The following is a 23,549-nucleotide window of genomic DNA, read 5'->3' as shown; positions in this document are numbered from 1 at the left end:
GGGCCTTTCGGGATCAGAGATCGAGTACCAGCGGCCCGCCGGCCGACCGGGAGACGCAGGTGAGCATGTGGCCGGCGCGTTCGCTGTCGCTCAGCAGACGGTCACGGTGGTCGACGGCACCGGCCGCGACGCCGATCTTGCAGGTGCCGCAGAAACCCTGGCGGCAGGAATAGACGACATCGGGCCGGACCCGGCGGATGGCGTCGAGCGTGGTTTCGGTGGCGCCGACCCGGACGTGGTGCCCGGACCTGGCCAGGGTGAGGTCGAATTCTCGTCCGTCGCGGACCGGGGGCGCGGAGAACCGTTCGGTGTGCAGCGATCCGGTCGGGTTCAGCGCGAACAGGGACCGCTGGGCGGCCTCGAGGACCGGCGGCGGTCCGCAGACGTACACCGCGGCGCCGGGCCGCGCGGTGGCCAGCAGCGCCGGGATATCGGGTGGGCCCGCCTCGTCGTCGGGACGGATCTCGGTGCCGGCCGGCAGTTCGCCGAGGAACGGCATGGTGTCACGCGACCGGCCGAGATAGATCAGTCGTCCGCGGTCCCCGGCCGCCTGTGCCATCGGCAGAATGGGGGTGATGCCGATACCGGCGGCGAGGAAGAGATAGGACGGTGCGGAATCGACGAAGGTGAACGCATTGCGCGGTCCGCGGATTCGCAGGGTGTCACCGGGCCGCAGATCGTGGACCTCGAGCGAGCCACCTCCGCCGTCCGGTATCCGGCGCACCGCGATCCGGTAATGGTGGCGGTCGGCCGGGTCGCCGCACAGCGAGTACTGGCGTTGCCGCCCCGATGGCAGGAAGACGTCGATATGGGAGCCGGGCCGCCACGACGGCAACTCCTGACCGTCTGCCCGGGCCAGGACCAGCGAGACCACGTCCGCGGCCTCCTCCCGGATCGCCTCCACGCCGACGTCGAGGTCGAAGCCACTGCGGCGCACGGGGTTCGGTGGCGAGAGCGCCGGATTGGTGAAGACCTTCCGGTACACGTCGACCGCGAGGCCGAGCATCCGCAGACTCGGGGGCGCGGGGTGCGCGGTGGTCATGAGCGCGCCGCGGGGGAGTGCGCCAGATAGCGCAGGGCGTTGTCCATGGATCCGAGCTGGGAGGGATGGAAACCCGGCCGCAGGTATCGCGGCATCTCGGTGAAGAACGTGGTGAAACTGGGGATCACGCCGCGCAGGGTGGCGCTGACGAACTGCTGACCCCAGAACCGTCCCTTGGCGGGGCTGGGATCCTTGCGGTACAGGTAGGCGGTGGAGATCACGAACAGCGGCAGCAGCAGCCCGCTGGCGAGCAGGCCCGTGCGTACCCGCCGGGCGTACCCGCCGTCGACGTGCATATAGGCGTCGAAGACCACACTGCGGTGTTCGACCTCTTCCGCGCCGTGCCAGCGCACCAGATCGAGCATCGTCGGGTGCATGCCGAGTTCCTCCAGCACCTTCGATTCGAGCAGCCATTCGCCGATCACCGCGGTGAAGTGTTCCATTCCCGCGAACAGCCCCAGGCGTTCCTTGAGCCATTCCTCTTCGGCGCGGCCGCTGAGGCCGTGCTCGCCCAGTACCCGGTCGACCAGCCAGGAGATCTTCTCGATATAGGAGTCGACATCGAGCCCGATGGACTGTAGATGTTTGCGGGCGCCCTCGTGGCTGCTGGCGTGCATCGACTCCTGGCCGATGAACCCGGTGACCTCTTCGCGCAGGCGTTCGTCGTCGATCGCGGGAAGCGCTTCGGCCAGGCAGGCTGCCATGGCCCGCTCGCCCTCCGGCAGGACCAGGTGCATCACATTGGTCACGTGGGTCGCCAGCACCTCTCCGGGGATGTAGTGCATGGGAACCGTCGAGAAGTCGAAGCTCACATCGCGGGCATGGATCGCGTGGGCTTCTTCCCGGTAGGTGCTCGTGGTGGCACTGTCGTCAGCCATACGTCGACCGTACAATGCAACAGATTGCCTTGCAATGTTGTCGCAACAAATTCTTCTCGATTGTTGCAGAAATGGGCATCGCTGCTAGCGTGGTCCTGTGTCCGCCCCTGCCTCTACCTCGCAAGACCGGTCCACCGCCGACGGAATCGAAACCCGAATCCTCGATGCCGCGCGCGTGCAGTTCGAGACATTCGGGGTGAAGAAGACGACCATCGGCGATATCGCGCGGCAGGCGGAGGTCGACCGCGGCACCATCTATCGGCGCATCGGGTCCCGCGACGATCTCGTCCGCGCGGTGAGTGCCCGCGAGGTGGGTGCCCTGCTCGCCGAGCTCGAGGGCATACCCGGGCGGCACGCCGAGCCGGAGGCGATCGTCACCGATATGTTCGTCACGGTGATCACACGCTGGCGAACCCACGGCATGATCAAGCGAGTGCTGGCACTCGAGCCCGGCCGGTTGCTGCCCCAGGTGACCACCGAGGGTGGACCCTTCTTCACCATGGCCGTCGGTGTGGCCACCACCCTCCTCGCCGAGGCGATGCGGCAGCGCGGGCTGCCCGAGATCCCCGATCTCACGACCCGGGTCGAGATCGCGAGCCGGGTGGTCCACTCCCTGATCCTGCAGCCCGTCAGCGCGCTGGACCTCGAATCCGAGGAGCGGCTCGCCGAATTCGCCCGCGCCTATATCGCGCCGTTGATCGTCGGCTGAGGAGCCGCGGCGGACGCCGTGCCTGCCCGACGGCACCCGGGTGGTTCGGGCTGGTCCAGTCGGCGGCGGCCGGACAGCCCACGCGTGAGGCCATGGGCCGGACCGAACCATAGTGATGCCCAGGGGGCCGGTCATCGGATCGGTGTCGTGTCCCGGAACAGGGTGGCGGCGATGGCGGTGGCGGTGACGCGCGCGAGGTCGGCGAGGAACGGGATCCGCTCGGGGATCATGAGCTGAGTGGTTCCCCGGATGCCGAGGGCGAACCGCGCGTGACCGGCTCGGTCCAGGACCGGAACCCCGATAATGCGGTAGCCCCATTCGGTCTGCTCGTCGTTGATCGTGTATCCGGTTTTCCGGGCGAGCTCGAGCTCGGCGGTGAGTGACTCCGCGTCGGCGGCCGTGCGGTCGGTGCCCTGATGATAGGGCAGCGTTTCGAGTTCCTCCCGGGTCACCGGCGACCAGGCGAGCAACGCCTTGCCGATCGCGCTGGCGTGCAGTGGGAAGCGGACCTCGGAAAGGTTGTGGCCGTGCGCTTCCCGCCAGCGGGTGAATACGAGATTGATTGCGTCGCTGCCGTGCCGGGTCGCCAGCGAGACGGCGGTACCGGTTTCGGCGGCGAGTTGCTCGATATGGGGTTCGGCGAGGTAGACCAGGTGCCGCCGATAGGAGAGCTGGCCGTACTCGGCCAGCGCGACGCCGAGCCGGTATCGGCCGGTCCGCTCGTCCTGTTCGACGAACTCGGATTCGAGTAGCGCCTGCAGCAACCGGTGAGTGGTGCTCATCGGCAGGTTCTGCGCCCGGGCTATCTCCGTGACGCCCAGTTCGGAATCCCCTTGGAAACACCGCAGTACCGCGAGTGCGCGGGAGACCGTCTGCAGCCCGGATTGATTGACCGCCACGTGGTGTCCTTTCCGGCCGGCCGCCCTGGAATGGGAGGGGCCCAGATTCCGATATCCGGAATACTAGCCGCTGTCGCGAGGGGGTGAACGCGAGCCGAATCGGATTTGTGGCGCTTCTACCTGCGTGAGCACGAAATTCTGCCTCCGTCAACTATTCCGCTTTGTGGAACGAGATGGGTTGCTCGAGATTGTCTGCACTCCTAGCGTGACGGTGTTCGAAAAGTCAGTTCCGGGCCAGTCCTCGGGCCGCCGGGCCCGGGCTCCGGATCGTGGGAAAGAAGACCATGACCACAGCCGTCACCAGTACCTTCCTGCCCGGCGCACCGGTGCGCGGCGCGCTGCCGGAGGGTTGTCGCAGCGTCGGCCGTTCGGGGCTGGTGGTATCGGAGGTCGGGATCGGGGCAAGTACCTTCGGCCGGACCGGAATGATCGCCGATACGCAGGAAGCGGTCGATCGTATCGTCGGCCGGGCGCTGGACCTCGGGATCACCTATTTCGATGTCGCCGATGTCTACGGTGACCGGCCGGGCCAGAGCGAAACCATGCTGGGCACGGCGCTGGGCAACCGGCGCGACCGGGTCGTCATCGGTACGAAGTTCGGTATCGGGCTCGCGGGACTCAACGGCCCCGATTGGGGAGTGTGCGGTTCGCGCCGCTATATCCGGCTCGCGGTGGAGGCGTCGCTGCGCCGGCTGCGGACCGACTGGATCGACCTCTACCAGATCCACACGCCCGACCCGGTCACCCCGATCGAGGAGACCCTCTCGGTCCTCGACGACCTGGTGCGCGAGGGAAAGGTCCGCTACCTCGGCACCTCGAATTTCGCGGGCTGGCAGGTGGCCGACGCCGAGTACCTCGCCCGGATCAACGGGCACACCCGATTCATCTCGGCGACCAACGAGTACAACCTGCTGTGGCGGGAGCCGGCCAAGGAACTGCTCCCCGCGCTCGCCGCCTACGGGCTGGGCTTCTTTCCGTACTTCCCGCTGCAGAACGGACTGCTCACCGGAAAGTACCGGCGCGATGCCGTACCGGCCGGCCGCAAGATCACCAACCTCAAGAAACATCTGCTAGACGCCGCGCCGTGGGAGGCGCTGCAACGTTACGCCGAGTTCGCCCGGGCCCGCGAGGTCACGCCGACCGCGCTGGCCTTCGGCTGGTTGCTCGCCCACGACTCGGTATCCAGCGTGATCGCCGGGGTGACCGAACCGGACCAGCTCGACGACAATCTCGCGGCCTCCCGCTGGCGGCCCACCCCGGCCGAGTTCGCCGAACTCAGCGCGCTGTTCGCCGGCGACCTCAGCGGAGCGCCCGGCCAGGTCACCGGTACCGCGACCCGGCCCTGAGCCCCATCCATCCTTCGATCCACGCAGAGGCGGATATGTCCGATGAATCCGGCGCCGACCGGCAGCTGCACCTCGGTTACATGTACTGGTCCAACGGCACCCATCCGGCGGGCTGGCGCCTGCCCGAGGCCGTGCACGACCGGGGTTTCGACGGCGGGTACCTCGTCGAACTGGCGCAGCTCGCGGAATCCGCGAAGTTCGATTTCTTCTTCTTCGGCGACCGGCTCGCCACCGGGCCGGAGTATCAGTTCACCAACACCTCGGTGCTGGCGCGGATCGAACCGTTCACGGCGGCGAGCTATATCGCCACGGCGACCAGCCGGATCGGGATCGTGGTCACCGCGAATCCGACCTACTACGAACCGTTCAATCTGGCCCGGCTCACCGCCTCGCTCGATCACATCTCGGCGGGGCGGGCCTCGTGGAATATCGTGACCGGCGCCGATCACCGGGCCGCGGCCAATTACACCCGGACCGAACACGGCGACGCGGCGGCCCGGTACGACCGGGCCGACGAATTCGTCGGCGTGGTCCGCGATCTGTGGGACAGCTGGGAGGACGACGCCTTCGTCCGCAATACGGAAACCGGCGAATTCGTGGTCGCCGACCGTATCCATCCGGTGAACCATCGCGGACGATCCTTCCGGATCCGGGGCCCGCTGAATATGGCCCGGCCGCCGCAGGGCCAGCCGGTGATCCTGCACGCGGGTACCTCCGACCGCTCGCGTGATCTCGGCGCGCGCGAAGCGGATGTCATCTTCGCCGCCGCCGCCACGATCGAACAGGGCAAGGCCTACGCCGAGGAGATCCGGCGGCGCGCGGCCGGATTCGGCCGGGCGCGGTCGTCGCTCGCGATCCTGCCCGGCCTGACTCCCGTCGTCGCCGAGACGCGGCAGGCCGCCCGCGCCCTCTACGACCGGCTCAACGAGTTGCTCGTCCTCGACGACGATATCCGCTACGGCGGCCGCGAACCCGAACAGTGGGGTGTGGGCAGTGCCGCGCCGCGCGAGACGCAGGGGCCGGGACTGCGGAACCTCGGGGCGCTGTCGCAACGCGTGGGTGTCGATCTCACCGCCCGCGACCTCCCCGATCCGCTGGACGACGCGACCGCCGCACGGTTCATCCCGGCGGGACGGGCTCTGCTGCACATCACCGCGGCCCGGACCGGCCGCGCGGTGGGCGGCGACGATCCGCTGACCATTCGCGATCTGCTCAACACCCACATCGTGGGCGGTCACGTGGTGGTGGGCGGCCCCGCCGATATCGCCGACTACATCCAGGCGTGGTTCGAATCGGGCGCTTCCGACGGCTTCAATATCCAGTCCGCCTACCTCACCGAACAGTTCGAGACCTTCGTCGGTCTCGTCGTCCCCGAACTACAGCGGCGCGGGCTTTTCCGTACCGAGTACACCGGCCGGACCCTGCGCGAACACCTCGGCCTGGACCGGCCGGACAACCGCTGGGCCCGGGAGAACACCCGAGCGGGAGGACAGTGAACCATGTCCGGCACACGCAGAGAACTGCATCTGGGGCTCATGTTCTGGGCCACCGGCACCCATACCGCCGGCTGGCGCTATCCCGGCGCCCGGGCCGACGGCGCGTTCGATATCGAGTTCATCCAGCAGGTGACCCGGCTGGTGGAAGCGGCGAAATTCGATTTCCTGTTCCTCGGGGACCGGCTGGCCACCGATCCGGCGCTGGCCAAGACCAACCCGGCCCAGATGTCGCGGATGGAACCGTTCACCGTCGCCTCCGCCATCGCGGCCGCGACCTCGCATATCGGTATCGCGGTCACCGCGAACCCGACCTACTACGACCCCTACACCGTCGCCCGGCTCACCGCCTCGCTGGACCATCTCAGCCGGGGCCGGGCGGCGTGGAACCTGGTCACCGGCGCCGATGGCGCCGCGGCGTACAACTTCAGCCGGGACGGGCATTGGGATACCGAGAAGCGCTACGACTGGGCCGACGAATTCGTCGGCGTGGTCCGCGATCTGTGGGACAGCTGGGAGGACGACGCGTTCACCCGGGACAAGACCGATGGCCGCTATATCGACGAGACCAAACTGCACACCATCGATCATGTGGGAGAGCACTTCTCGGTCAAGGGACCGCTGAATGTGGCGCGGCCCCCGCAGGGGCAGGTGATCCTGCTGCACGCGGGCACCTCGGATCGCTCGCGGGAACTGGGCGCCCGGGAAGCGGATGTGATCTTCGCCGGCCAGCCCGATCTGGAGTCGGCCAAGGAGTACTACGCCGATGTGAAGGCGCGGGCGGCCCGCTACGGCCGCACCGCAGACGAGATCCAGATCCTGCCCGGGCTGAGCGTGGTGGTGGCCCCGACCACCGCGGAGGCGGTGCGGATCTACGACCGGCTCAATGCGCTGGTACCGCTGGACCCCGCCCACGAAACCGTCGATTCGGTGCGGTTCGGCGGTCTCGGACAGGGATTGAAACGCAATCTCGCGTCCGTCTCGCAGGTGCTCGAAGTGGATGTGACCGGCTACGGCGTCGATGATCCGGTGTCGCGGGCGGTGTTCGAGGCCGCGGCTCCCGCGGGGCGCAAGATCTTCGCCGGTATCACCGAGACGACCCGGCGCACCGTCGAGGGTGCCGCGCCGATCACCTATTTCGACCTGATCAACGGCATCACCGTCGGCTCCCGGACCGTGGTCGGGAACCCGGTCGAGGTGGCCGACCACATCCAGCGCTGGTTCGAGGAAGGCGCGGCCGACGGCTTCAATATCTTCCCCGATTTCGTGCCGGGCTCCGTGCAGGCGTTCACCGAGCTGGTGGTGCCCGAATTGCAGCGGCGCGGCCTGTTTCGTACCGAATACGCGGGCTCGACATTCCGGGACCATCTGGGCCTCGAACGGCCGGGCAACCGGCACAGCGACCGGCGTCCGCTTCTGTCGGAACCGAACTGAAAGGACGATGACGGTGGCTCTCGACCAAGCCGAGGCAGTAGTCGTACGCCCGGCCGCAGTGCGGTCCCGGAAGCAGCAGTCCGCGGGCCGGCGATTGCGGGCGGCGGTGTCGCCGCGGAACCTCGCCGTCACCGCCGGCCAGCTCGCGGTCGTCGCCGTGGTGCTGGCGATCCTGCAGTGGCTGGTGGACTCGGGACGGGTGGAATCGATCTATCTGGCCTCGCCGACCCAGGTGCTCGGTGTGTTCCCTCGGCTCATCACCGAAGAGCACCTTTTCGGCAATCTGCTGATCACCCTGTACGAGGCGGTTGTCGGGACGGCACTGGCATTCGTCTTCGGTGTCGCGACCGGCATCTACATGGGTCTGTCGCGGACCGCCGAGCGGTTTCTCAACCCGTTCGTCGGCGGCGCGATGGCCGTTCCGAAGGTCACCATCATCCCGCTGCTCACCCTGTATCTGGGCGTGGGCGTGAATCACAAGATCGTGATCGTCTTCCTCTTCGGCTACTTCATGTTCGTGTTCAATACGATCGCCGGGATCAAACAGGTCCAGGAGAGCCACCTCAAGGTCGCCCGGGCGAACGGGGCCACCCGGTGGCAGACGATCGTCAAGGTGATCCTGCCGTCCGCCTCACCCAGCATCGTCGCCGCCTTGCGGATCGAGGCGGGCACCGCACTGGTGGCGGCCCTGTTCGCGGAGATCATCGCCTCCAAGGCGGGACTGGGCAATATGCTCAACCGCGCTATCGGCGTCTACGACACCGCGACTCTGTTCGCGCTGGTCCTGTCCATCACGGTGTTCTCGGTTCTCATCATCGCGGCCGTGAACCTGCTGGAGAAGAAAGTCCTTCTCCGCTGGAAGTACGCCTGACATCCGGCAATCGCCGACTCCCATATCGAAGGAACAACTGTGTTCAAGAAGAGATCTCTGGCCGTTCTCGCCGGCGCGGTGGCGCTGGTCCTGGCGGCGACCGGCTGCTCCGGCACCGTCGAATCCCTGGCGGGTGAGGGAGGTTCCGCCGCCGACGGCCGCAGTGTGCTGACCCTGCAGGACAGCACCTCCTATACACAGTTGCCGATCCGCTTCGGTGTCGAGAAGGGTTTCTTCGACGCCGAGGACCTCGAGGTGAAATTCACCCAGGTGCAGGACGCGGTGACCGGTGTGGCGACCGGGGAGTTGACGTTCGCCTTCGGCCCGACCAGTAATTATCTGCGCGCGGCCGAGAAGGGTGCACCGATCAAGATCATCAGTTCGGCCTTCCGGAGCAAGGGACCGTTCTTCCTCATCGCGCGCCCCGGGATCAAATCCTTCGCCGATCTGCGCGGCAAGACCATCGGGATCGCCACGGCCGGTAGCAGTATGGAGACCTACACGCGCAAGATCCTCACCGCCAACGGTGTCGATCCGGACGAGGTGAGCTTTATCGCCAACGGCGTGAACGAGCAGGCCTACGGCACTCTCACCAGCGGTCAGGTGGACGCGACCGTCATCCACCAGCCGTTCCCCGCGTTGGGCGAACTCCAAGGTAAATCGGTGACACTGGCCCGCGGCTGGGACTACCTGCCGACCTATCACACCGGCGTGCTGATCGCCGGAAACGAGGTGATCGATAACGATCCGGACCTGTTGCGCCGGAGCCTGCGGGCCTACTTCAAGGCCTACACCTACGCGAAAGAGCACTACGACGAGTACCTGCCCTGGCTGAAATCCAAGCTCGGCACCATCGATCCCAAGGCGGTGGAACTGGCCCTGCGGCAGGAAGACGATATCTGGGACAACAACCCGGCCGTCGATCCGGTGGCCATCCGCGACACCCAGGACATCGAAATCGAAATGGGGCTGCAGGACGTGCGCTACGACGCCGACAAGTACATCGACACGCAGTTCATCCCGCAGGAGTACGTGAAGGATTTCACCTACCCCCGGCCGGCGCGCTGACCCCGCGACAGCACGACACACGATCAGCGAGGTATGTCCGTGGCAACCTTCGAAGTACGCGGTGTGGGCAAGGAATTCCCCACCGACCCGCCGATCCGGGCGCTCGACGGAATCGACCTGACCATCGGCGAAGGCGAATTCGTCGTCCTCCTGGGCCCCAGCGGCTGCGGTAAGAGCACACTGCTCGACATCCTGTCCGGGCTCCAGGACGCGACCGAGGGCGAGGTGCTGTTCGAGGGCGAGCCGGTCGCCGGCACGAACAGCCGGATCGGCGTGGTTTTCCAGGATGCCTCGCTGTATCCGTGGCGCACCGTGGCCCGCAATGTCGAACTCGGCCTGGAATTCCGCGGGGTGCCGCGCGCGCAGCGTCGCGCCGCCGCCGCGGAGTACCTGGCCCAGGTCGGGCTGGCCGGTTTCGAACGGAAGTATCCGCACCAACTGTCCGGTGGTATGCGGCAGCGGGCCGGGATCGCCCGGACACTGGCGACCGAACCCGCGGTGCTGCTCATGGACGAACCGTTCGGCGCGGTCGACCACCTCACCCGGATCCAGCTGCAACGGGATCTGCTGGCGCTGTGGGAGAGCCGCCGCCGGACGGTCGTCTTCGTCACCCATGATGTGGGGGAGGCCGTGTACCTGGCCGACCGTGTGATCCTGCTGTCGCCGCGGCCCGGCCGGGTGTATCGCGAGTTCTTCATCGATGTGCCGCGGCCGCGGCGCAAGGGCGATATCGATCTGCTCGCCTTGGAGAGCGAGATCTATCAGGCGCTCGGCCGAATCGAGGAACAGGCGGACGCCGGGGTGTAACGGTCGCGCCGCGGCCACGTGCCGGAGTCGTTGCCACGCACCCGCCCGGGCCGGCGTCGCCGATCCGGGCGGAGTGAGGTCACCGGCCTGTCCACTCCGAATCGAGCCGGACCCCGGAGCCGCGACGCTTTCCGGGCCGGTGACGCCGCGCTAGGCGTTGGCGCCGCCGTCGACAGTGAGCGTGCTCCCGGTGACGAAATTGCCGCCGTCCCCGGCCAGATAGGCCACGGCAGCGGCGATTTCGGTCGCCGCGGCGTACCGGCCGAGGGCCGTGGCCGCGCGCTGGGCATCGGCGGGCGCGCTGTCGGCCGGGTTCATATCGGTATCGGTGGAGCCCGGTTGCACCACATTGACGGTGATACCGCGGGGGCCCAGGTCGCGGGCGAGTCCTTTGGTGAAACCGATCAGCGCGGCCTTGCTCATCGAGTACAGGCTCAAACCCGGGCGGGTGGCCCGTTCGGCGAGGTTGCTCCCGATGCTGATGATGCGGCCGCCCTCGCCCAGATGCGGGCTCGCCGCCCGCGCGGCCGCGAACGCGGCGCGGACGTGCAGGTTCATCGTCTCGTCGAACTGTTCCATGGTCAGTTCGTCGATGGTGCCGTACGGGAAGATGCCGGCGTTGTTGACCAGGATGTCGAGCCTGCCGAATTCGGCCACGGTGCGATCCACCGCAGCCGGTACCGCCGCCGGGTCGGCGGCCGGGGCCGGTACGGCCAGCGCGCGCCGGCCGGTCTCGCGGATCCGCGTGACCACCTCATCGGCGGGTCCGGCCGCGGTGTTGTAGGTGAGTGCGATATCCGCGCCGTCGGCGGCCAGTCGCTGTGCGATCGCGGCGCCGATACCCCGGCTACCGCCCGTCACCAGCGCCACTTTTCCTTCTAGACCCATTTCATCTCCCGATATTTATTCAGTGATCGTTGCACAAATAGGTACCGTGGATAGCATGGGCATGTCAACAGCGCAGACTGGAGGTGCGATGCCGGGACCGGGACGCCCGCGGGGTTTCGATCGGGACTCCGCGCTGCGCACCGCCATGTACCTGTTCTGGGAACACGGGTACGAGGGCGTATCGATCAGCGATCTCACCGCCGCGATGGGGATCGGTGCGCGCAGCCTGTACACCGCCTTCGGCTCCAAAGAGGAGCTGTTCCGCGAAGCCGTCACGCTCTACGGGAGCGCCACCCCGCGCCCGATGGACCGGCTGCGCACCGCACGAGAAGCGGTCGAGGCGATGCTGCGGCAGCGCGTGGACGCCAACCTCGATCCGGCGACCCCGCTGGGCTGCATGGTGGTGCTCGCGGCCACCAATGTCACCCCGGAAAACGTCCACGTCCGGGATATGCTGGCCGAACTGCGGGCCCGGGACCGCGCCGAACTGCTCGCCCGGCTCGAACGGGGGCGCACCGATGGCGACATTCCGGCCGGCGCCGATATCGGCGCCGTGGCTTCCTTCTACCTCACCGTCCTGCACGGTTTGGCGATCCGCACCCGCGACGGCTGTTCGCGTGCGGACGCACAGCGGGTGGTCGACCATGCGATGCACGCCTGGGACAGTGTCGCCGCCCCCGCGCCGGCCCGATCTATCGTGGAGACGTGAGCATCGGTGACCAGCCGCGGCGCGAGGCCGCTCGTGATCGGCGGCGGGCAGAACTCCGCGAGTTCTTGCGCAGCCGCCGTGAACGGCTGACCCCCGCGGCAGTGGGGCTGCCCGATACGGGCCGGCGCCGGACACCCGGATTGCGCCGGGAAGAGGTCGCGGTACTGGCCGGGGTGGGGGTGTCCTGGTACACGTGGCTGGAACAGGGACGCGATATCAAGGTGTCCGGCGATGTTCTGGACGCGGTGGGTCGGGCGTTGCTGCTCGAGGAGGTCGAGCGCGCCCATCTGTACCGTCTGGCGGGGCTCGAGCCGCCGCAGCGGCAGGCCCCCGCCTCGATCCCGGCCTCGCCACAGCTGCGACGACTCCTGGCGACCTGGTCGCCGCGGCCGGCCTACATCCGGGACCGGCACTGGAACTTCACCGTCGTCAACGATGCGGCGCGTGTGGTGTTCGGCTACGGGGACACCGACCACAACTGCCTGGTCTCCTACTTCACCAATGCGCGGTTCCGGGTACTGAACCAGTACTGGGAGCGCATCGCGCCCGAAACCGTCGCGGGTTTCCGGGCCGACTCGGCGCGCTACCCCGACGACCCGGAATTCGACCGCCTCGCCGGGGATCTGGCACTGGTCAGCCCGGAGTTCGCCGAACTGTGGGCACGTCACGACGCGGCCGAACACACCACCGCGATCAAGGCCGTCGAACATCCCGAGGCGGGGACACTGACCTTCGAGGCCACCCTCCTCCCACTGCCCGAATTCCCCGGCCACCACCTGATCCTGCACAATCCGGTCGCCGGTACCGGAACCGGAGACCGGCTCGACGAGTTGATGCGCTCGCAGCCTGGTGGTGTCGCACCCACCATGAACTGACACTGCCTATCGCTTCGGAGAGCCCACAGGATCGTTGTCATGAGCAACGAGCAGATGCGGGCCGTGATCATCCCCGAGTTCGGCCCGGCCGAAGTGCTGCGGCAGACGACCGTCGCCGTTCCCGAACCCGGGCCCGGGCAGGTCGCCATCGAGGTGGCCTACGCCGGCGCGAACTTCGCCGAGATCTTGTACCGGCAGGGCGTGGTGGATGTCGCGCTGCCCTTCGTGCCCGGCATCGAGGTCGCCGGCCGGATCCGCGCGCTGGGGCCGGGAGTGCGGGGCCTGTCGGTGGGCGCTCCCGTCGCCGCCCTGACCATTGTGGACAGCGGCGGGTACGCCGAGGTGGTGGTCACCGCCGCCGACCTGGTCGTCCCGTTCGACGAGGCGCAGTTGAGCCCGGCTGTGGCCGCGGCGGTGCCGTCCAACAGTACGACCGCGTTCCTGGTGCTGGACCGGGTCGCCCGGATCGAGCCGGGCGAGAGCGTCCTGGTGCACGCGGCCGCCGGGGGAGTGGGTAGCCAACTCGGCCGGGCCGCCCGGCTCCTGGGCGCGGGCCGGGTGGTCGGCACGGTCGGCAGCCCGGCCAAGAAGGAGATCGCTGGGCAGTTCGGCTACGACGAGGTGATCCTGCGCGATGAGCTCGCCGCCGCGGGCGAATTCGATATCGTCGTCGATATGGTCGGCGGCCCCATCCGGCGCGCGAGTCTGGACCGGCTCGCGCCGATGGGCCGGATGGTGGTGATGGGCAACGCTTCCGGCGCCGCCGATGTGGGTCTGTCCGCCAACGAGCTGTGGTTCACCAACAAGACGGTTTCCGGTTTCAACCTGGCCGCCTTCGCCGCCGCGCACCCCGCCGAAACCGGTGCCGCGCTGCGGCGGGCGCTGACCGCGGTGACCGCGGGCGAACTGACCGTCCACGTGGAGACACTCGCGTTGGACCGGGCGGCCGAGGCGCACCGGCGTATCGAATCGGGTGCCACCACAGGGAAACTGGTTCTGGAGGTCGCGCCGTTCCGGCCCGGGCCGGGTGGCCCCGGGCCGGAACGGCGCGAGGCCGGTGATCAGTTCGACATGGCCGCGAACATGCCGGCCTCGTAGCCACCGCCCCTCTGATGCAGGATCACGCCGAGCCGGTTGGCCGCGTTGATCATGGCGACCAGATACACCAGGGCAGCGATCTGATCGTCGTCGTAGTGCTCGCGCACCCGGGCCCATGTCTCGTCGGAGACGCCCGGCTGCGCGTCGGCGATCCGGGTGCCCTCTTCGGCGAGTGCCAGGGCGGCCTGCTCGGCCGCGGTGAACACCGTGGACTCGCGCCACGCGGCGACGAGGTTGATCCGGACGGCGGGTTCTCCCGCCGCCGCCAACTCCTTGGCGTGAGCGTCGACGCAGTAGCCGCAGCCGTTGATCTGGCTGACGCGCAGTTCTACCAGTTCGAGTGTCGCCTTCGAGAGCCCGGACTGCATGATAGCCAGGCTGGTGTCGGCGAACCGCCGGCCGATTTCGGCGGCGGGTCCGTTGGAGTTCAGGTCGAAACGGGGTTCCATCATCGGTCCTCACTGGTCGTGTGTGATCGAACGGCCGAGAGACGGCGGACTCCGGACCGGCGTAACAACTCGGCGCTGTGGCGTGGACCACTGCTGCAGGCTGTTACGGAAGAGCCGGGAGCGGCGTCTGATGGTGACACTGTCGAGAGGAAGCAGGAGCCACCCATGGACGGTTCAGCGCAGACCACGCCCGGGACCGATGCCCCGGGCGCCGACCCCGCCACCGAGCTCTTCGTGGCTCACCGCAACCTGCTGTTCACCGTGGCCTACGAAATGCTCGGTTCGGCCGCCGACGCCGAGGACGTGCTACAGGAGACCTGGCTGCGGTGGGCGGGAGTCGACCTCACCACGGTCCGGGATCACCGTGCCTACCTGGTGCGTATCACCACGCGACAGGCGCTGGACCGCATGCGCGCGCTCGGCCGTCGCCGGGAGTCCTATATCGGTCCGTGGCTACCAGAGCCGCTGCTGACCGCACCCGATGTGGCCGAGGACGTCGAATTGGCCGACAGCGTGTCGATGGCAATGCTGCTGGTGCTGGAAACGCTGGCCCCGGTGGAACGCGCGGTGTTCGTGCTGCGCGAGGTGTTCGGCCTGGACTACGCGGAGATCGGCGAGGCCGTCGACAGGACCCCGGCAGCGGTCCGCCAGATCGCCTACCGTGCCCGCGCCCATATCGCGGCGCGGCGTCCGCGGGGCGCGGTCTCGGCGGCGGAGACCCGCGCCGCCCTCACGGCCTTCCAGCGGGCGGTAGATACGGGCGACCTGCGGAACCTGCTCGAGATTCTCGCCCCCGACGTAGTGCTGCTGACCGACGGGGGTGGCCTCGTGCGGGCGGCGACGGCGCCGGTGGTGGGCTCCGGGCCGGTCGCCGAGGTCCTGGGTCGGATCGCGGGCGGGGCGGTCCTGCGTCCGGCCCGGATCAACGGTCATCCGGCGCTGATCATCGAACTCGGCGGTGCGGCCGACACCGTCGTGGCCATGCGTATCGACGAGGGGCGGATCACCGAGCTGTACGCGGTCCGGAATCCGGTCAAGCTCGCCCGCCTGGATCGCGAGACCCTGCTGCGTCGCTGACGGCCGGCCTGTTCTCCCCGGCCCACTCGATGCCTCAGCGGCGCAGCAGATGGGCCAGCAACTGTCCGCTCTGCTCCAGCGACAGATGGGGTAGGTACGCCCGGCCTACGGCGATCCCGATGGTCGGCAATGCCGCCGCATCGGGGAACACCATGTACATGGGCCGGTGCCGGGGCTGGAACTTCGCCTTGAAAGCGAGCAGCGACCGGAAGCCGTAGACCGGTTCCAGGGTACGGCCCAGCAGATCGAGCAAACTGTCGAGCGCACCCCGGTCGAGATCGGGCTCGGTGGTGTCGGCGGCGGCCAGCGGCGCCCCGGACAGACTGAGGAATTCCAGCCCCTGCTCCTGAGCGGACAAGGCGGCGGAGGCGATGAGGAACTCCATCGCCGCGCGGAATCCGTCGGAGCGGCGCCGCATGAAATCCAGGGTGAGGCCGATGAGGGTGCCGTCCCGGTACACCGGCATCCACGAGGTCACGGCATGGACATGGTCGTCGCGGTCGACGGCCATGAGCAGCCGGACCTCCGGGTCGTGCAGTTCGGCGAGACCACCCAGGGTGAAACCCATCTCGGGTAGCCCCTTGTCGGCGGCCCATTCCTCGGAGATTTCGACGATCTGCTCGGTCACCGCCAGCGAGGCGTCGGCGAACGTTGTCCACCTCGCCTCGACCCCCTCCTTGCCCGCACGGTTCAGCGCGGTCCGCACATCCTGGAACTTCTTACCCTTGAAAGCCAGATCGGCCAGTTCGACGAGCGTCTCCTCGGCCACCTGCAGGCAACTCCACCCGCGCTCCCGGGCGATGGCCGCAGTGTCGGCTCCGACGGAATAGAAGCACGGAGTCCACCCGTTGCCCAGGCACCAGGCCGCGAACTCGTCGGCCGCCTCCGCCAGGCCCCGGCGGTCACCGATCGGATCGGTAGTGGTCAGCGCGACACCGGAATGCACCCGATAGGCCACCGCGTGCCGGCCGTCGGCACTGAACCAGTACCTGTTGCCGGCCCAGGTGCTCATCCACGACAGGGAGCCGCCGCCCGGGTCGTGCAACAACTCCCGCACCCGGCGCTCACCGCCCGGATCGTATCCGGCGGGCGGAGTGACGAAACTGCGCAGCATCAGTAGGCACAACGTCACCCAGACGAGCACGCCGATCCACTCGAACAGCAGTGTCGCCGCCGGGGTCAGCGGCAGGACCGGCGGCTCGAAGAGCTGGAGGTATATCGGCGGCAACAGCCGCAGCGGGGCATCGCGCAACAGCGTGCCGGCCCCGGGATCGCGCTCGAAGCCGTCGGCGAGCACCGTCCCGAGCGCCACATACACCGCGAGCGCGAGGACCGCCGCCGCGAGCGTACCCAGCCAGACCCGGCGATAGGTCCCGCGCGCCGCGCGCACATCGAAGAGCCGCCGGGTCGCGAGCAACAGTGCCAGAACCGCGATCAGAGCGAGCAGGGGCGCGAAATCCCGGTACACCGAGCTGTGCCGATGGATGCCGTAGAGCACCCAGCGCGCCTCCTCCTGTTCGATGGTCCGCACGATCAGGCTGATGACGGCGAGGCCGATGAGCACGATGTGCCCGCCGACCGAGAGCAGCCAGGCGGCGCGCCGGCCGCGACGCAATCCCTCGGCCCCGACGAGCAGCAGCAAGGACGGCAGTAGGTTCATGATCAGCGGTCCGATACCGGAAAGGCGCAGGGCCTGCTGTCCTTTGCGGCACTCGTCGTGCAGGGCCGGGTCGGCGCAGACCTCGACGAGCTCGCGCGCGCTGTAGGGGACCTGGTCGAACAGCTCGCGCAGGGACGACAGCGGGCCGATGGCGTGCGGGGAGAAGGTGGCGAAGATCGGGCCCAGCACACTGGCCGCGACCACGAGGGCGACGAGTGTGCGGCGCTCCCGGATCGTTCCACCCAGCACCGGGCTGCGCGCGGCGCGACCGAACAGCAGCGGTCCGATGAGCAGGCCCGCCACCGCGACACACAAACGTGTCACGTCCGGTAGATGGCCGGCGAACAGCGCTGTGGTCACCAGTATCACCAGCAGCAGCGCGCGGATCCGCCGCCGCCACAGGGTGTGCATCGCCGCGCTGGCGGCGAGCAGTGCCCCGAAGACCCAGGGCAGCGGATCCGCCGTCAGATGGCCGTGCAGTTCCAGACCCCACGAGTTCGGCACCGCCGACGCGAGCTTCGCCGCGACGAGCGCCAGCGCGGCGCCCGCGCCCTGAGCGGCGAAGACCGCGATCGCGAATCGCCGGCTGCCGATGCGCTGTTCCACCGGCACCGCGACAGCGAGGACGAACACGCTCGCCAGCACGTAGCCACCGGGCCGGGGGGCGAACAGCCCCGAGGTCCACAGGGTCCAGACGTATCCTGCGTCGAGGGTCGGGAGGCCGAGCGAGACGTGCGACGCGAGCTCGTGCGACGGGCCCGCCGCCCATGCCCCGGTGAGCACGGCGAGGATCCAGATCACTGCCAGCAACCCGAGTGATACGGGCGCGCGGGAGAGCCCGGTGACGACGCGGGTCGTCACGACACGTCCAGGCCGAGTCGGTGGCCGAGCCACGGCAGCTCCTTCTCCAGACCGGCGGACCACACGGCGAAACTGTGCCCGCCGGGCAGTTCGGTGAGGTGGACATCCATTCCGGCTGCACGCGCGGCGCCGGCGAGCCGCTCGATCGCGGTGCGGTACTCGGTGTCGCCGAGGCCTACGACGAACGCACCGGCGGAATCGGGGTAACGGTTGCGGGCCAGCAGGTCGGCGGGGTTGTTGCGGGCGAAGGCGTCGGCGTCGCCGCCGAAGGCCTTTCGGATCGTGGTCTCGCGGTTGCCGAGGGTCGGTTCGGCCTGGCCGGACATATCCAGGAAGGTGGGATAGACCTCGGGACGGGTGGTGGCGAGCTGCAGTGCGCAGGTGCCGCCGTAGGACAGCCCGCCCACCGCCCATCCGCGGGGATCTGGGTTCACCTGGAGATGGGTGCGCACCCAGTTCGGTACGTCCACGCTCAGGTAGGTCGCGGCGTTACCGAGCCGCGAGTCGACACACAGCGGGTTGGCCAACCGGCCGCCGGTGCCGTCGGCGAGTACGACGATCGGTGCCAGCCCTCGGTGTGCGGCGGCATAGGCGTCCATGATGCGGGTCAGTTCGCCGCCGACGAGCCAATCGTCGGTACTGCCCGGCTGCCCGGCCAGCAGGACCAGCACCGGCAATACGGGCCGGGGATCGGTGAAGTACGCCGGAGGGAGATAGATCCGTGCCTCACGGGCGGGGAACCGGGACACCGCACCCGGAACGGCGGCTCGGGTCACCGCGCCGGTCTCGGGCATATCGTCGGGCGGAGTCCAATCCGCCGGTGCCGGCGATCGGCCTCGCCCCACCTGCGGTGCCAGCGCCGTATCGAACGGCACGGTGCGGTAATCGGTCATACCGAGTGCGGTCCGCACCGTCGGGTACGCGTCGAATACCGCGTTGATCCCGCCGGCGGCACAGAGCACGACCGCGACGGCCGCCGCGACGAGCCCGGTCGCGGCGAGCGGCCGCGACCGGTCCCGGCGCCGGACGAACCCCCGGCCGACGGCCAGTGCCACCGCGAGCACCGCCAGACCCGACCAGACGTAGACAGACGCGGGCAACGGGTCGGGGAACGGTCGCCAGAGCTTCTCGATCAGCACCGCGGCGAGCACCACCGACAACACGGCCGCCGCCACCACGACGGCGATTCCGGTGCGCAACCACCGGCAGTGCCGGCGAAGCATCAGCGTCGCCAGGCCCACCACCGTGACGGCGACGAACACGGTGGTCGCCGCGGTCGTCGTCACATGCAGGTCGAGTACCGCTTCGACGAGCCCGGACCACGACATGACGTCCAGTATGCAGGCCTGCCGGGCCGGTGAGCGGGACGCGCGCCCGCCCTGGAACACCGGCCGGCGTGACAAACGGACGGGGTCGTGATCGCCGCCGCGACACGGGCACGTGCGGTCCACGGCCCGGAAGCCGGTCCTGCTGTTCGCCGCTCCGAAGGAGACCTTGCGCACCGCGCATGTGCGAAGGGGACCCGGATGCACCCATGAGATCCGGTCGTGCTCACTTCACCCGCCGTGCAGCGCGGCCAGGAAGGCGTGTGGTGCGATCGTGACCGGCCGGTCGCTGACCTGACCGTCACCCAGTTCCACCAGGCGCCACACGCCGTCGGCGCGCAGGGCGAAGTCGGCGGTGACGAATGTGAGCCCCAGTCCGGCGATCAGCGGTCGTACCGCGTCGGGATCGAATTCGGCGGCGGGCATGTCCTGCGGGGTGTCCGGATGGGGGCCGATGAGCCGGCACACCCCATCAATCCACCAGGTGCGTATCTCGGCGGAGACGAATGTTTCGAAACGGCGGAGTACGAAACCGCCCGTCATATCCTCGCCACGCAGTTCCCGGAATCTGCTCGCCACCTGCCAGGCGGCGGTCGCGTCGTCGAGATCGGGTACGAACATCGCCTCGTGCCAGCGATGCTTTATCGATTTGGTGTAGTCGCGCAGGACGGCGGGTCCGGAGCCGAGGTCGCGGCGCGCCTGGTCGAAGGCCTCGCGATCTGCGGTGGTCGTCCACACCGACCGCGGGGTAAGCGGAGCGAGGCCGGGGTACCAGCCGGGCAGTTCGTGCGCTCTCCGATACTGGTCCGGCCCGGTGCCCAGGACGATGCCCCGCCACCGCAGCGCGGCATGGAATTCGCGGTACCGGTCACCGTGCAGCATCCAGCCGCGATATCGGGCCGGACCCTGCGCCCGGGCCCGCCGCACCGCGCTGTCCGCGCCGCCCGGACGGCTCGCTGCGTCGTGGTCCACGAGCACCACGTCGAGACCTGCCACCCGGGCCGCGTCGGCCTCGTCGGCGAAATGATCATCCGCCTCCCGGGGCCGCAGCACATCGGCGGGTACCAGCAGGATCATGCCCGTATCGTGCTCGTCCGGCGGGCCCGTCGCCACTGGATTTCCCGTGGCGACGGGCCCGCCCGGGGCTCCGTGACGGCAGCCGCGGACCACGAGCGGATTGCCGGGCTACCGGCTCGCGTAGACGACGAGAAGGTCGCGCATGGCGCGGATCTCGCGGTTGGCCTCGTTCAACGCGGTGCGCAGCCGGTGGTTCTCGTCGAGGAGATCGTCGAGTTCGTGCGCGGAGTCCACGGTGGTATCCGCGGGGCGCACCCGGACGAGTTCGGCCGTGGGTTCGGCGGTGGTCTCCGGTGCCGGCCGGATGGGATCGGCGACGGATTCCGGTGCCGGGTCGATGGGCTCGGCGGTGGTCTCCGATGCCGGGTCGATGGGCTCGGCCACCACGGCGCCGGCGGTCTCCGCCGGTTCCGGAGTGGCTTGCGCCGCCGCGGAACCGGTGGCGGGTTTCGCGGTCACCTTGCCGGCCGCGCGGGTGCGGCGCCGGGGTTTCGCGGGCGCGGGGGTGTCCACGACGGGTGTGGTCTCAGTGCTTTCGGAAAGTCCCGCGGCGCGGACCCAATTGGCGAGGGTATTCGTGGCGGGGAGCCCGCCTTCACGCTCGGAGACCTGCGTGCACGCCGCATTGATGGATTTACCCTGGGCGAGGAGTTTTTTCACTCGGTTGACGAGTTTGGTCTGTTCTCTTTTCGAGTAACGCACTGCCATTCGATTTCCTCCTGCGCTCCGGGTCGTACGCCGGGAATTGAACCATTACCCGGCTGTTCTGTCCGCATCGGGTGTGTCCGGCCGGGAGCGCAATTCGCGCGGCGATTCCGACCGAAAACCCGGAAGATGTTTCGCACCAACGAATTCAGACCGAGAAACCGGCCGCCGGGAACCCCGGCGAAGCGAGCACGCCCGTCGACCCGGGTGGCGCGGCACGCCCGGGAACCGGACCCGGCCCGCACAGGTGTACGAACCCGTTCGACGGGACCTCGCTCGCCGGCGTCTGTTCCATCGTTATCGTCTGCGTCACGGTATTGCGGACCGATCGTGTCCGCCGGGCCTGCCAGACTGGCCACACGTATGTGCACACTCACCTCTCTGGGAACGGAGCAATCCGATGAGCCGCGGTATCCAGGTCACCTTCGATGCCCACAACCCACACGCACTGTCGTCGTTCTGGCGCGAGGTTCTGGGCTATATCCATCCCGGTCCGCCGGGAGTCGAACTGTCGGCGGATGCCGATCCACTCGCCGCGTGGGACGAGTTCCTCGCCGGCATCGGCGTCCCGGAGCCGCAGCGGGCGTCGAGGTCGGCCATCGAGGACCCCGACGGGAACGGCCCTCGATTCTTCTTCCAGCAGGTGCCCGAGGACAAGGTCGCCAAGAACCGCGTCCATCTCGATGTCCGGGTGGCGCCGGGGCTGCGGGGAGATGAGCGGATGGCCGCGCTCGAGGCCGAATGCGACCGGCTGGTCGCGCTCGGCGGGACCCGGATCCGCCGGCACGAGCCCGCCCCGCCACTGGAGACCGGATTCATCGTGATGGCAGACCCGGAAGGGAACGAGTTCTGCCTGGACTGACCCGGACCGCCGGCGCGCGACGGCTGCGTGCTCCTGAGAAAGAGCATCGCGCAGCGTCGAGGCCGGCGATCCGCTCGACGGTCGCGCACGGCCCCGGAACCTGCTGTTACGTTGACATCGATATCCGTCGGCATGCCCTACCGATCATCCGTGCGCGCAGGAGGGCCGAAGATGCAGTTTTCGATGATCCACCGGCGATGCCCGGCTGTGCGACCGGAGCACCCGCGGTGGGGCGGTACACCGGCCGTCCGTGGTGCTCGGTGCGCGGCGCCCGGGACCGAGAGAAAGCGATGACGGTCGTGGAACCGACGCAACGCTCCCTGCCCGACTCCCCGTGTGTCGTGGTGATGGGCGTTTCGGGGACCGGCAAGACCACGACGGCCCGGCTGCTGGCCCGGCGGCTCGGCGTGCCCTTCGCCGACGCGGACGATCTCCACCCTCGCGCCAATATCGACAAGATGGCGTCGGGTATCCCACTCGACGACAGGGACCGGGAGCCGTGGCTGGTCGCGGTCGGCGATTGGCTGCGGGCCCGCGACGCCGAGGGGACCGGCGGTGTGATGGCCTGTTCGGCGCTCAAACGCCGCTATCGCGACCTGCTGAGGACAGGGGCGCCGGATACCTATTTCCTGCTCCTGACCGCCGATCGCGAGGAACTCTTGGCACGCCTGACGGGCCGGACCGGACATTTCATGCCGGCCGCGCTGCTGGATTCCCAGCTCGCCGCGCTCGAACCCCTGCAACCGGGAGAGCGGGGTGTCGCCCTGCACGGCAGCCGCAATGCCGGGCACGCGGTGGAGGTGGCGATGCGGTCGCTGCGCGAGCACGCCGCGGAGCGCCGTCCCGGTCGGTGAGCCGCGTTCCCTCCGTGACAGCCGCCGCCCGGGTGGGCGATAATGGCCACGAACCGGTTCGACCCTCGAAGTACCACCCGGGTGATGTGACGGCATTTTCGCCGATCTTTCCAGGGAGGCCTGATGGTCCAGGTTGTGCCGCTGAACTGGCGTGGTTCGTTCTGTAATTTCGGTGGTCCGCTGGCCCCGGGGGAAACCGACCACTGGTGGACGGCGGGCGGCGATTGGGGCCGGGAGAACAGGATCTATCTCTTCACCGCCAGGACGGCCGGATCACCGCGGTCTCCGGCGTCGTCACCGTCGAGCACCCCGACGGCGATATCGGCCGCTCGGCGCGGTTCGTCCGGCCCGGGCACTTCATCCTCGATCTCGATACCGAGGTGATGTCGGACCCGACGGATCTGGCCGGACTACGCCGGCTCGCCACGCAGTATTCGATCGCCGGTCACCCTGACCATCCCCGGCTGGTGGAGCGGGGAACGGACAGCTGAACCGCGGTAGCGCACCGCCACGGCCCGACGCCGGTGCGGCCTGGCCGGTGAACCCACGGCACAGGCCGCAT

At 68.7% G+C, this 23,549-nt stretch carries 23 protein-coding genes; 14 read left to right on the top strand and 9 right to left on the bottom strand.

Annotated features, from left to right (window positions below; all coding sequences use genetic code 11):
• Positions 1-13: 13 nt before the first annotated feature.
• Together ON38_RS14710 and ON38_RS14705 are read right to left on the bottom strand one after the other, a co-directional pair.
• Positions 14-1,042: a PDR/VanB family oxidoreductase gene (locus ON38_RS14710; protein ID WP_039825349.1), complete on the bottom strand. Its 1,029-nt coding sequence runs from the start codon at positions 1,040-1,042 to the stop codon at positions 14-16.
• Positions 1,039-1,920, bottom strand: a complete 882-nt coding sequence (locus ON38_RS14705; protein ID WP_039825348.1) for a metal-dependent hydrolase — start codon at positions 1,918-1,920, stop codon at positions 1,039-1,041. The genes ON38_RS14710 and ON38_RS14705 overlap by 4 nt, the downstream gene beginning before the upstream one ends.
• Positions 1,921-2,017: 97 nt before the next feature.
• On the opposite strand from ON38_RS14705, the gene ON38_RS14700 reads away from it, so the two are divergent.
• Positions 2,018-2,629, top strand: a complete 612-nt coding sequence (locus ON38_RS14700; RefSeq protein WP_039825347.1) for a TetR/AcrR family transcriptional regulator — start codon at positions 2,018-2,020, stop codon at positions 2,627-2,629.
• Between the two features lie 131 nt (positions 2,630-2,760).
• On the opposite strand, the gene ON38_RS14695 is transcribed toward ON38_RS14700, so the two are convergent.
• Positions 2,761-3,528: an IclR family transcriptional regulator gene (locus ON38_RS14695; protein ID WP_039825346.1), complete on the bottom strand. Its 768-nt coding sequence runs from the start codon at positions 3,526-3,528 to the stop codon at positions 2,761-2,763.
• Between the two features lie 284 nt (positions 3,529-3,812).
• Between ON38_RS14695 and ON38_RS14690 the strand changes: the two genes are divergently transcribed.
• The 6 genes from ON38_RS14690 to ON38_RS14665 are packed head-to-tail and all read left to right on the top strand — an operon-like array spanning position 3,813 to position 10,547.
• Positions 3,813-4,874 (top strand): aldo/keto reductase, encoded by a 1,062-nt coding sequence (locus ON38_RS14690; RefSeq protein ID WP_083872692.1) that lies wholly within the window; start codon positions 3,813-3,815, stop codon positions 4,872-4,874.
• Positions 4,875-4,909: 35 nt separating this feature from the next.
• On the top strand, positions 4,910-6,370 hold the full coding sequence (locus ON38_RS14685; RefSeq protein WP_039825345.1) for an NtaA/DmoA family FMN-dependent monooxygenase: 1,461 nt from the start codon (positions 4,910-4,912) through the stop codon (positions 6,368-6,370).
• A gap of 3 nt (positions 6,371-6,373) precedes the next feature.
• On the top strand, positions 6,374-7,801 hold the full coding sequence (locus ON38_RS14680; protein WP_039825344.1) for an NtaA/DmoA family FMN-dependent monooxygenase: 1,428 nt from the start codon (positions 6,374-6,376) through the stop codon (positions 7,799-7,801).
• Positions 7,802-7,814: 13 nt separating this feature from the next.
• Positions 7,815-8,672: an ABC transporter permease gene (locus ON38_RS14675; RefSeq protein WP_245564044.1), complete on the top strand. Its 858-nt coding sequence runs from the start codon at positions 7,815-7,817 to the stop codon at positions 8,670-8,672.
• A gap of 39 nt (positions 8,673-8,711) precedes the next feature.
• On the top strand, positions 8,712-9,740 hold the full coding sequence (locus tag ON38_RS14670) for an ABC transporter substrate-binding protein (RefSeq protein WP_051164768.1): 1,029 nt from the start codon (positions 8,712-8,714) through the stop codon (positions 9,738-9,740).
• Between the two features lie 39 nt (positions 9,741-9,779).
• A complete protein-coding gene (locus tag ON38_RS14665) occupies positions 9,780-10,547 on the top strand; it encodes an ABC transporter ATP-binding protein (protein ID WP_039825434.1) in 768 nt (255 codons plus the stop codon).
• Between the two features lie 150 nt (positions 10,548-10,697).
• On the opposite strand, the gene ON38_RS14660 is transcribed toward ON38_RS14665, so the two are convergent.
• Positions 10,698-11,435 (bottom strand): SDR family oxidoreductase, encoded by a 738-nt coding sequence (locus ON38_RS14660; RefSeq protein ID WP_039825343.1) that lies wholly within the window; start codon positions 11,433-11,435, stop codon positions 10,698-10,700.
• An 88-nt stretch (positions 11,436-11,523) separates the two neighbouring features.
• Between ON38_RS14660 and ON38_RS14655 the strand changes: the two genes are divergently transcribed.
• From ON38_RS14655 to ON38_RS14645, 3 genes are read left to right on the top strand one after another with little or no spacing between them, the layout of a single operon-like run.
• Entirely contained in the window at positions 11,524-12,144 is a 621-nt protein-coding gene (locus ON38_RS14655; RefSeq protein ID WP_039825342.1) for a TetR/AcrR family transcriptional regulator, read from the top strand.
• Positions 12,141-13,019, top strand: a complete 879-nt coding sequence (locus tag ON38_RS14650) for a helix-turn-helix transcriptional regulator (RefSeq protein WP_245564043.1) — start codon at positions 12,141-12,143, stop codon at positions 13,017-13,019. The genes ON38_RS14655 and ON38_RS14650 overlap by 4 nt, the downstream gene beginning before the upstream one ends.
• 39 nt (positions 13,020-13,058) lie before the next feature.
• Positions 13,059-14,117 carry a quinone oxidoreductase family protein gene (locus ON38_RS14645; protein WP_083872689.1) on the top strand — a complete coding sequence of 353 codons (1,059 nt, stop codon included), beginning with the start codon at positions 13,059-13,061 and terminating at the stop codon, positions 14,115-14,117.
• On the opposite strand, the gene ON38_RS14640 is transcribed toward ON38_RS14645, so the two are convergent.
• Positions 14,081-14,566: a carboxymuconolactone decarboxylase family protein gene (locus ON38_RS14640; RefSeq protein ID WP_039825431.1), complete on the bottom strand. Its 486-nt coding sequence runs from the start codon at positions 14,564-14,566 to the stop codon at positions 14,081-14,083. The two genes, ON38_RS14645 and ON38_RS14640, sit on opposite strands and share 37 nt — an antisense overlap.
• A 165-nt stretch (positions 14,567-14,731) precedes the next feature.
• Between ON38_RS14640 and ON38_RS14635 the strand changes: the two genes are divergently transcribed.
• Positions 14,732-15,643: an RNA polymerase sigma-70 factor gene (locus ON38_RS14635; RefSeq protein ID WP_039825341.1), complete on the top strand. Its 912-nt coding sequence runs from the start codon at positions 14,732-14,734 to the stop codon at positions 15,641-15,643.
• A gap of 34 nt (positions 15,644-15,677) precedes the next feature.
• On the opposite strand, the gene ON38_RS14630 is transcribed toward ON38_RS14635, so the two are convergent.
• The 4 genes from ON38_RS14630 to ON38_RS14615 all read right to left on the bottom strand — a co-directional run bounded on the left by ON38_RS14630 (position 15,678) and on the right by ON38_RS14615 (position 21,274).
• Entirely contained in the window at positions 15,678-18,164 is a 2,487-nt protein-coding gene (locus tag ON38_RS14630) for a bifunctional lysylphosphatidylglycerol flippase/synthetase MprF (protein ID WP_039825340.1), read from the bottom strand.
• Positions 18,161-19,492, bottom strand: a complete 1,332-nt coding sequence (locus ON38_RS37495) for an alpha/beta hydrolase (protein WP_039825339.1) — start codon at positions 19,490-19,492, stop codon at positions 18,161-18,163. Before ON38_RS37495 ends, ON38_RS14630 begins: the two co-directional genes overlap by 4 nt.
• 228 nt (positions 19,493-19,720) lie before the next feature.
• Complete coding sequence (locus ON38_RS14620) at positions 19,721-20,566, bottom strand: ATP-grasp domain-containing protein (protein WP_051164766.1); 846 nt, start codon at positions 20,564-20,566, stop codon at positions 19,721-19,723.
• 108 nt (positions 20,567-20,674) lie between these two features.
• Positions 20,675-21,274, bottom strand: a complete 600-nt coding sequence (locus tag ON38_RS14615; RefSeq protein WP_157181784.1) for a hypothetical protein — start codon at positions 21,272-21,274, stop codon at positions 20,675-20,677.
• A gap of 397 nt (positions 21,275-21,671) precedes the next feature.
• On the opposite strand from ON38_RS14615, the gene ON38_RS14610 reads away from it, so the two are divergent.
• The 3 genes from ON38_RS14610 to ON38_RS14600 all read left to right on the top strand — a co-directional run bounded on the left by ON38_RS14610 (position 21,672) and on the right by ON38_RS14600 (position 23,478).
• Positions 21,672-22,133 carry a VOC family protein gene (locus ON38_RS14610; RefSeq protein ID WP_039825337.1) on the top strand — a complete coding sequence of 154 codons (462 nt, stop codon included), beginning with the start codon at positions 21,672-21,674 and terminating at the stop codon, positions 22,131-22,133.
• A gap of 290 nt (positions 22,134-22,423) precedes the next feature.
• Positions 22,424-22,987, top strand: coding sequence for a gluconokinase (locus ON38_RS14605; protein WP_051164803.1), 564 nt, complete (start codon positions 22,424-22,426; stop codon positions 22,985-22,987).
• Positions 22,988-23,193: 206 nt separating this feature from the next.
• Positions 23,194-23,478: a hypothetical protein gene (locus ON38_RS14600; protein ID WP_039825336.1), complete on the top strand. Its 285-nt coding sequence runs from the start codon at positions 23,194-23,196 to the stop codon at positions 23,476-23,478.
• Positions 23,479-23,549 lie beyond the last annotated feature (71 nt).

The sequence above is a fragment of the Nocardia testacea NBRC 100365 genome, assembly GCF_000308775.1.
GTDB lineage: Bacteria > Actinomycetota > Actinomycetes > Mycobacteriales > Mycobacteriaceae > Nocardia > Nocardia testacea.
This window is presented reverse-complemented; position numbering and strand designations above follow the sequence as displayed.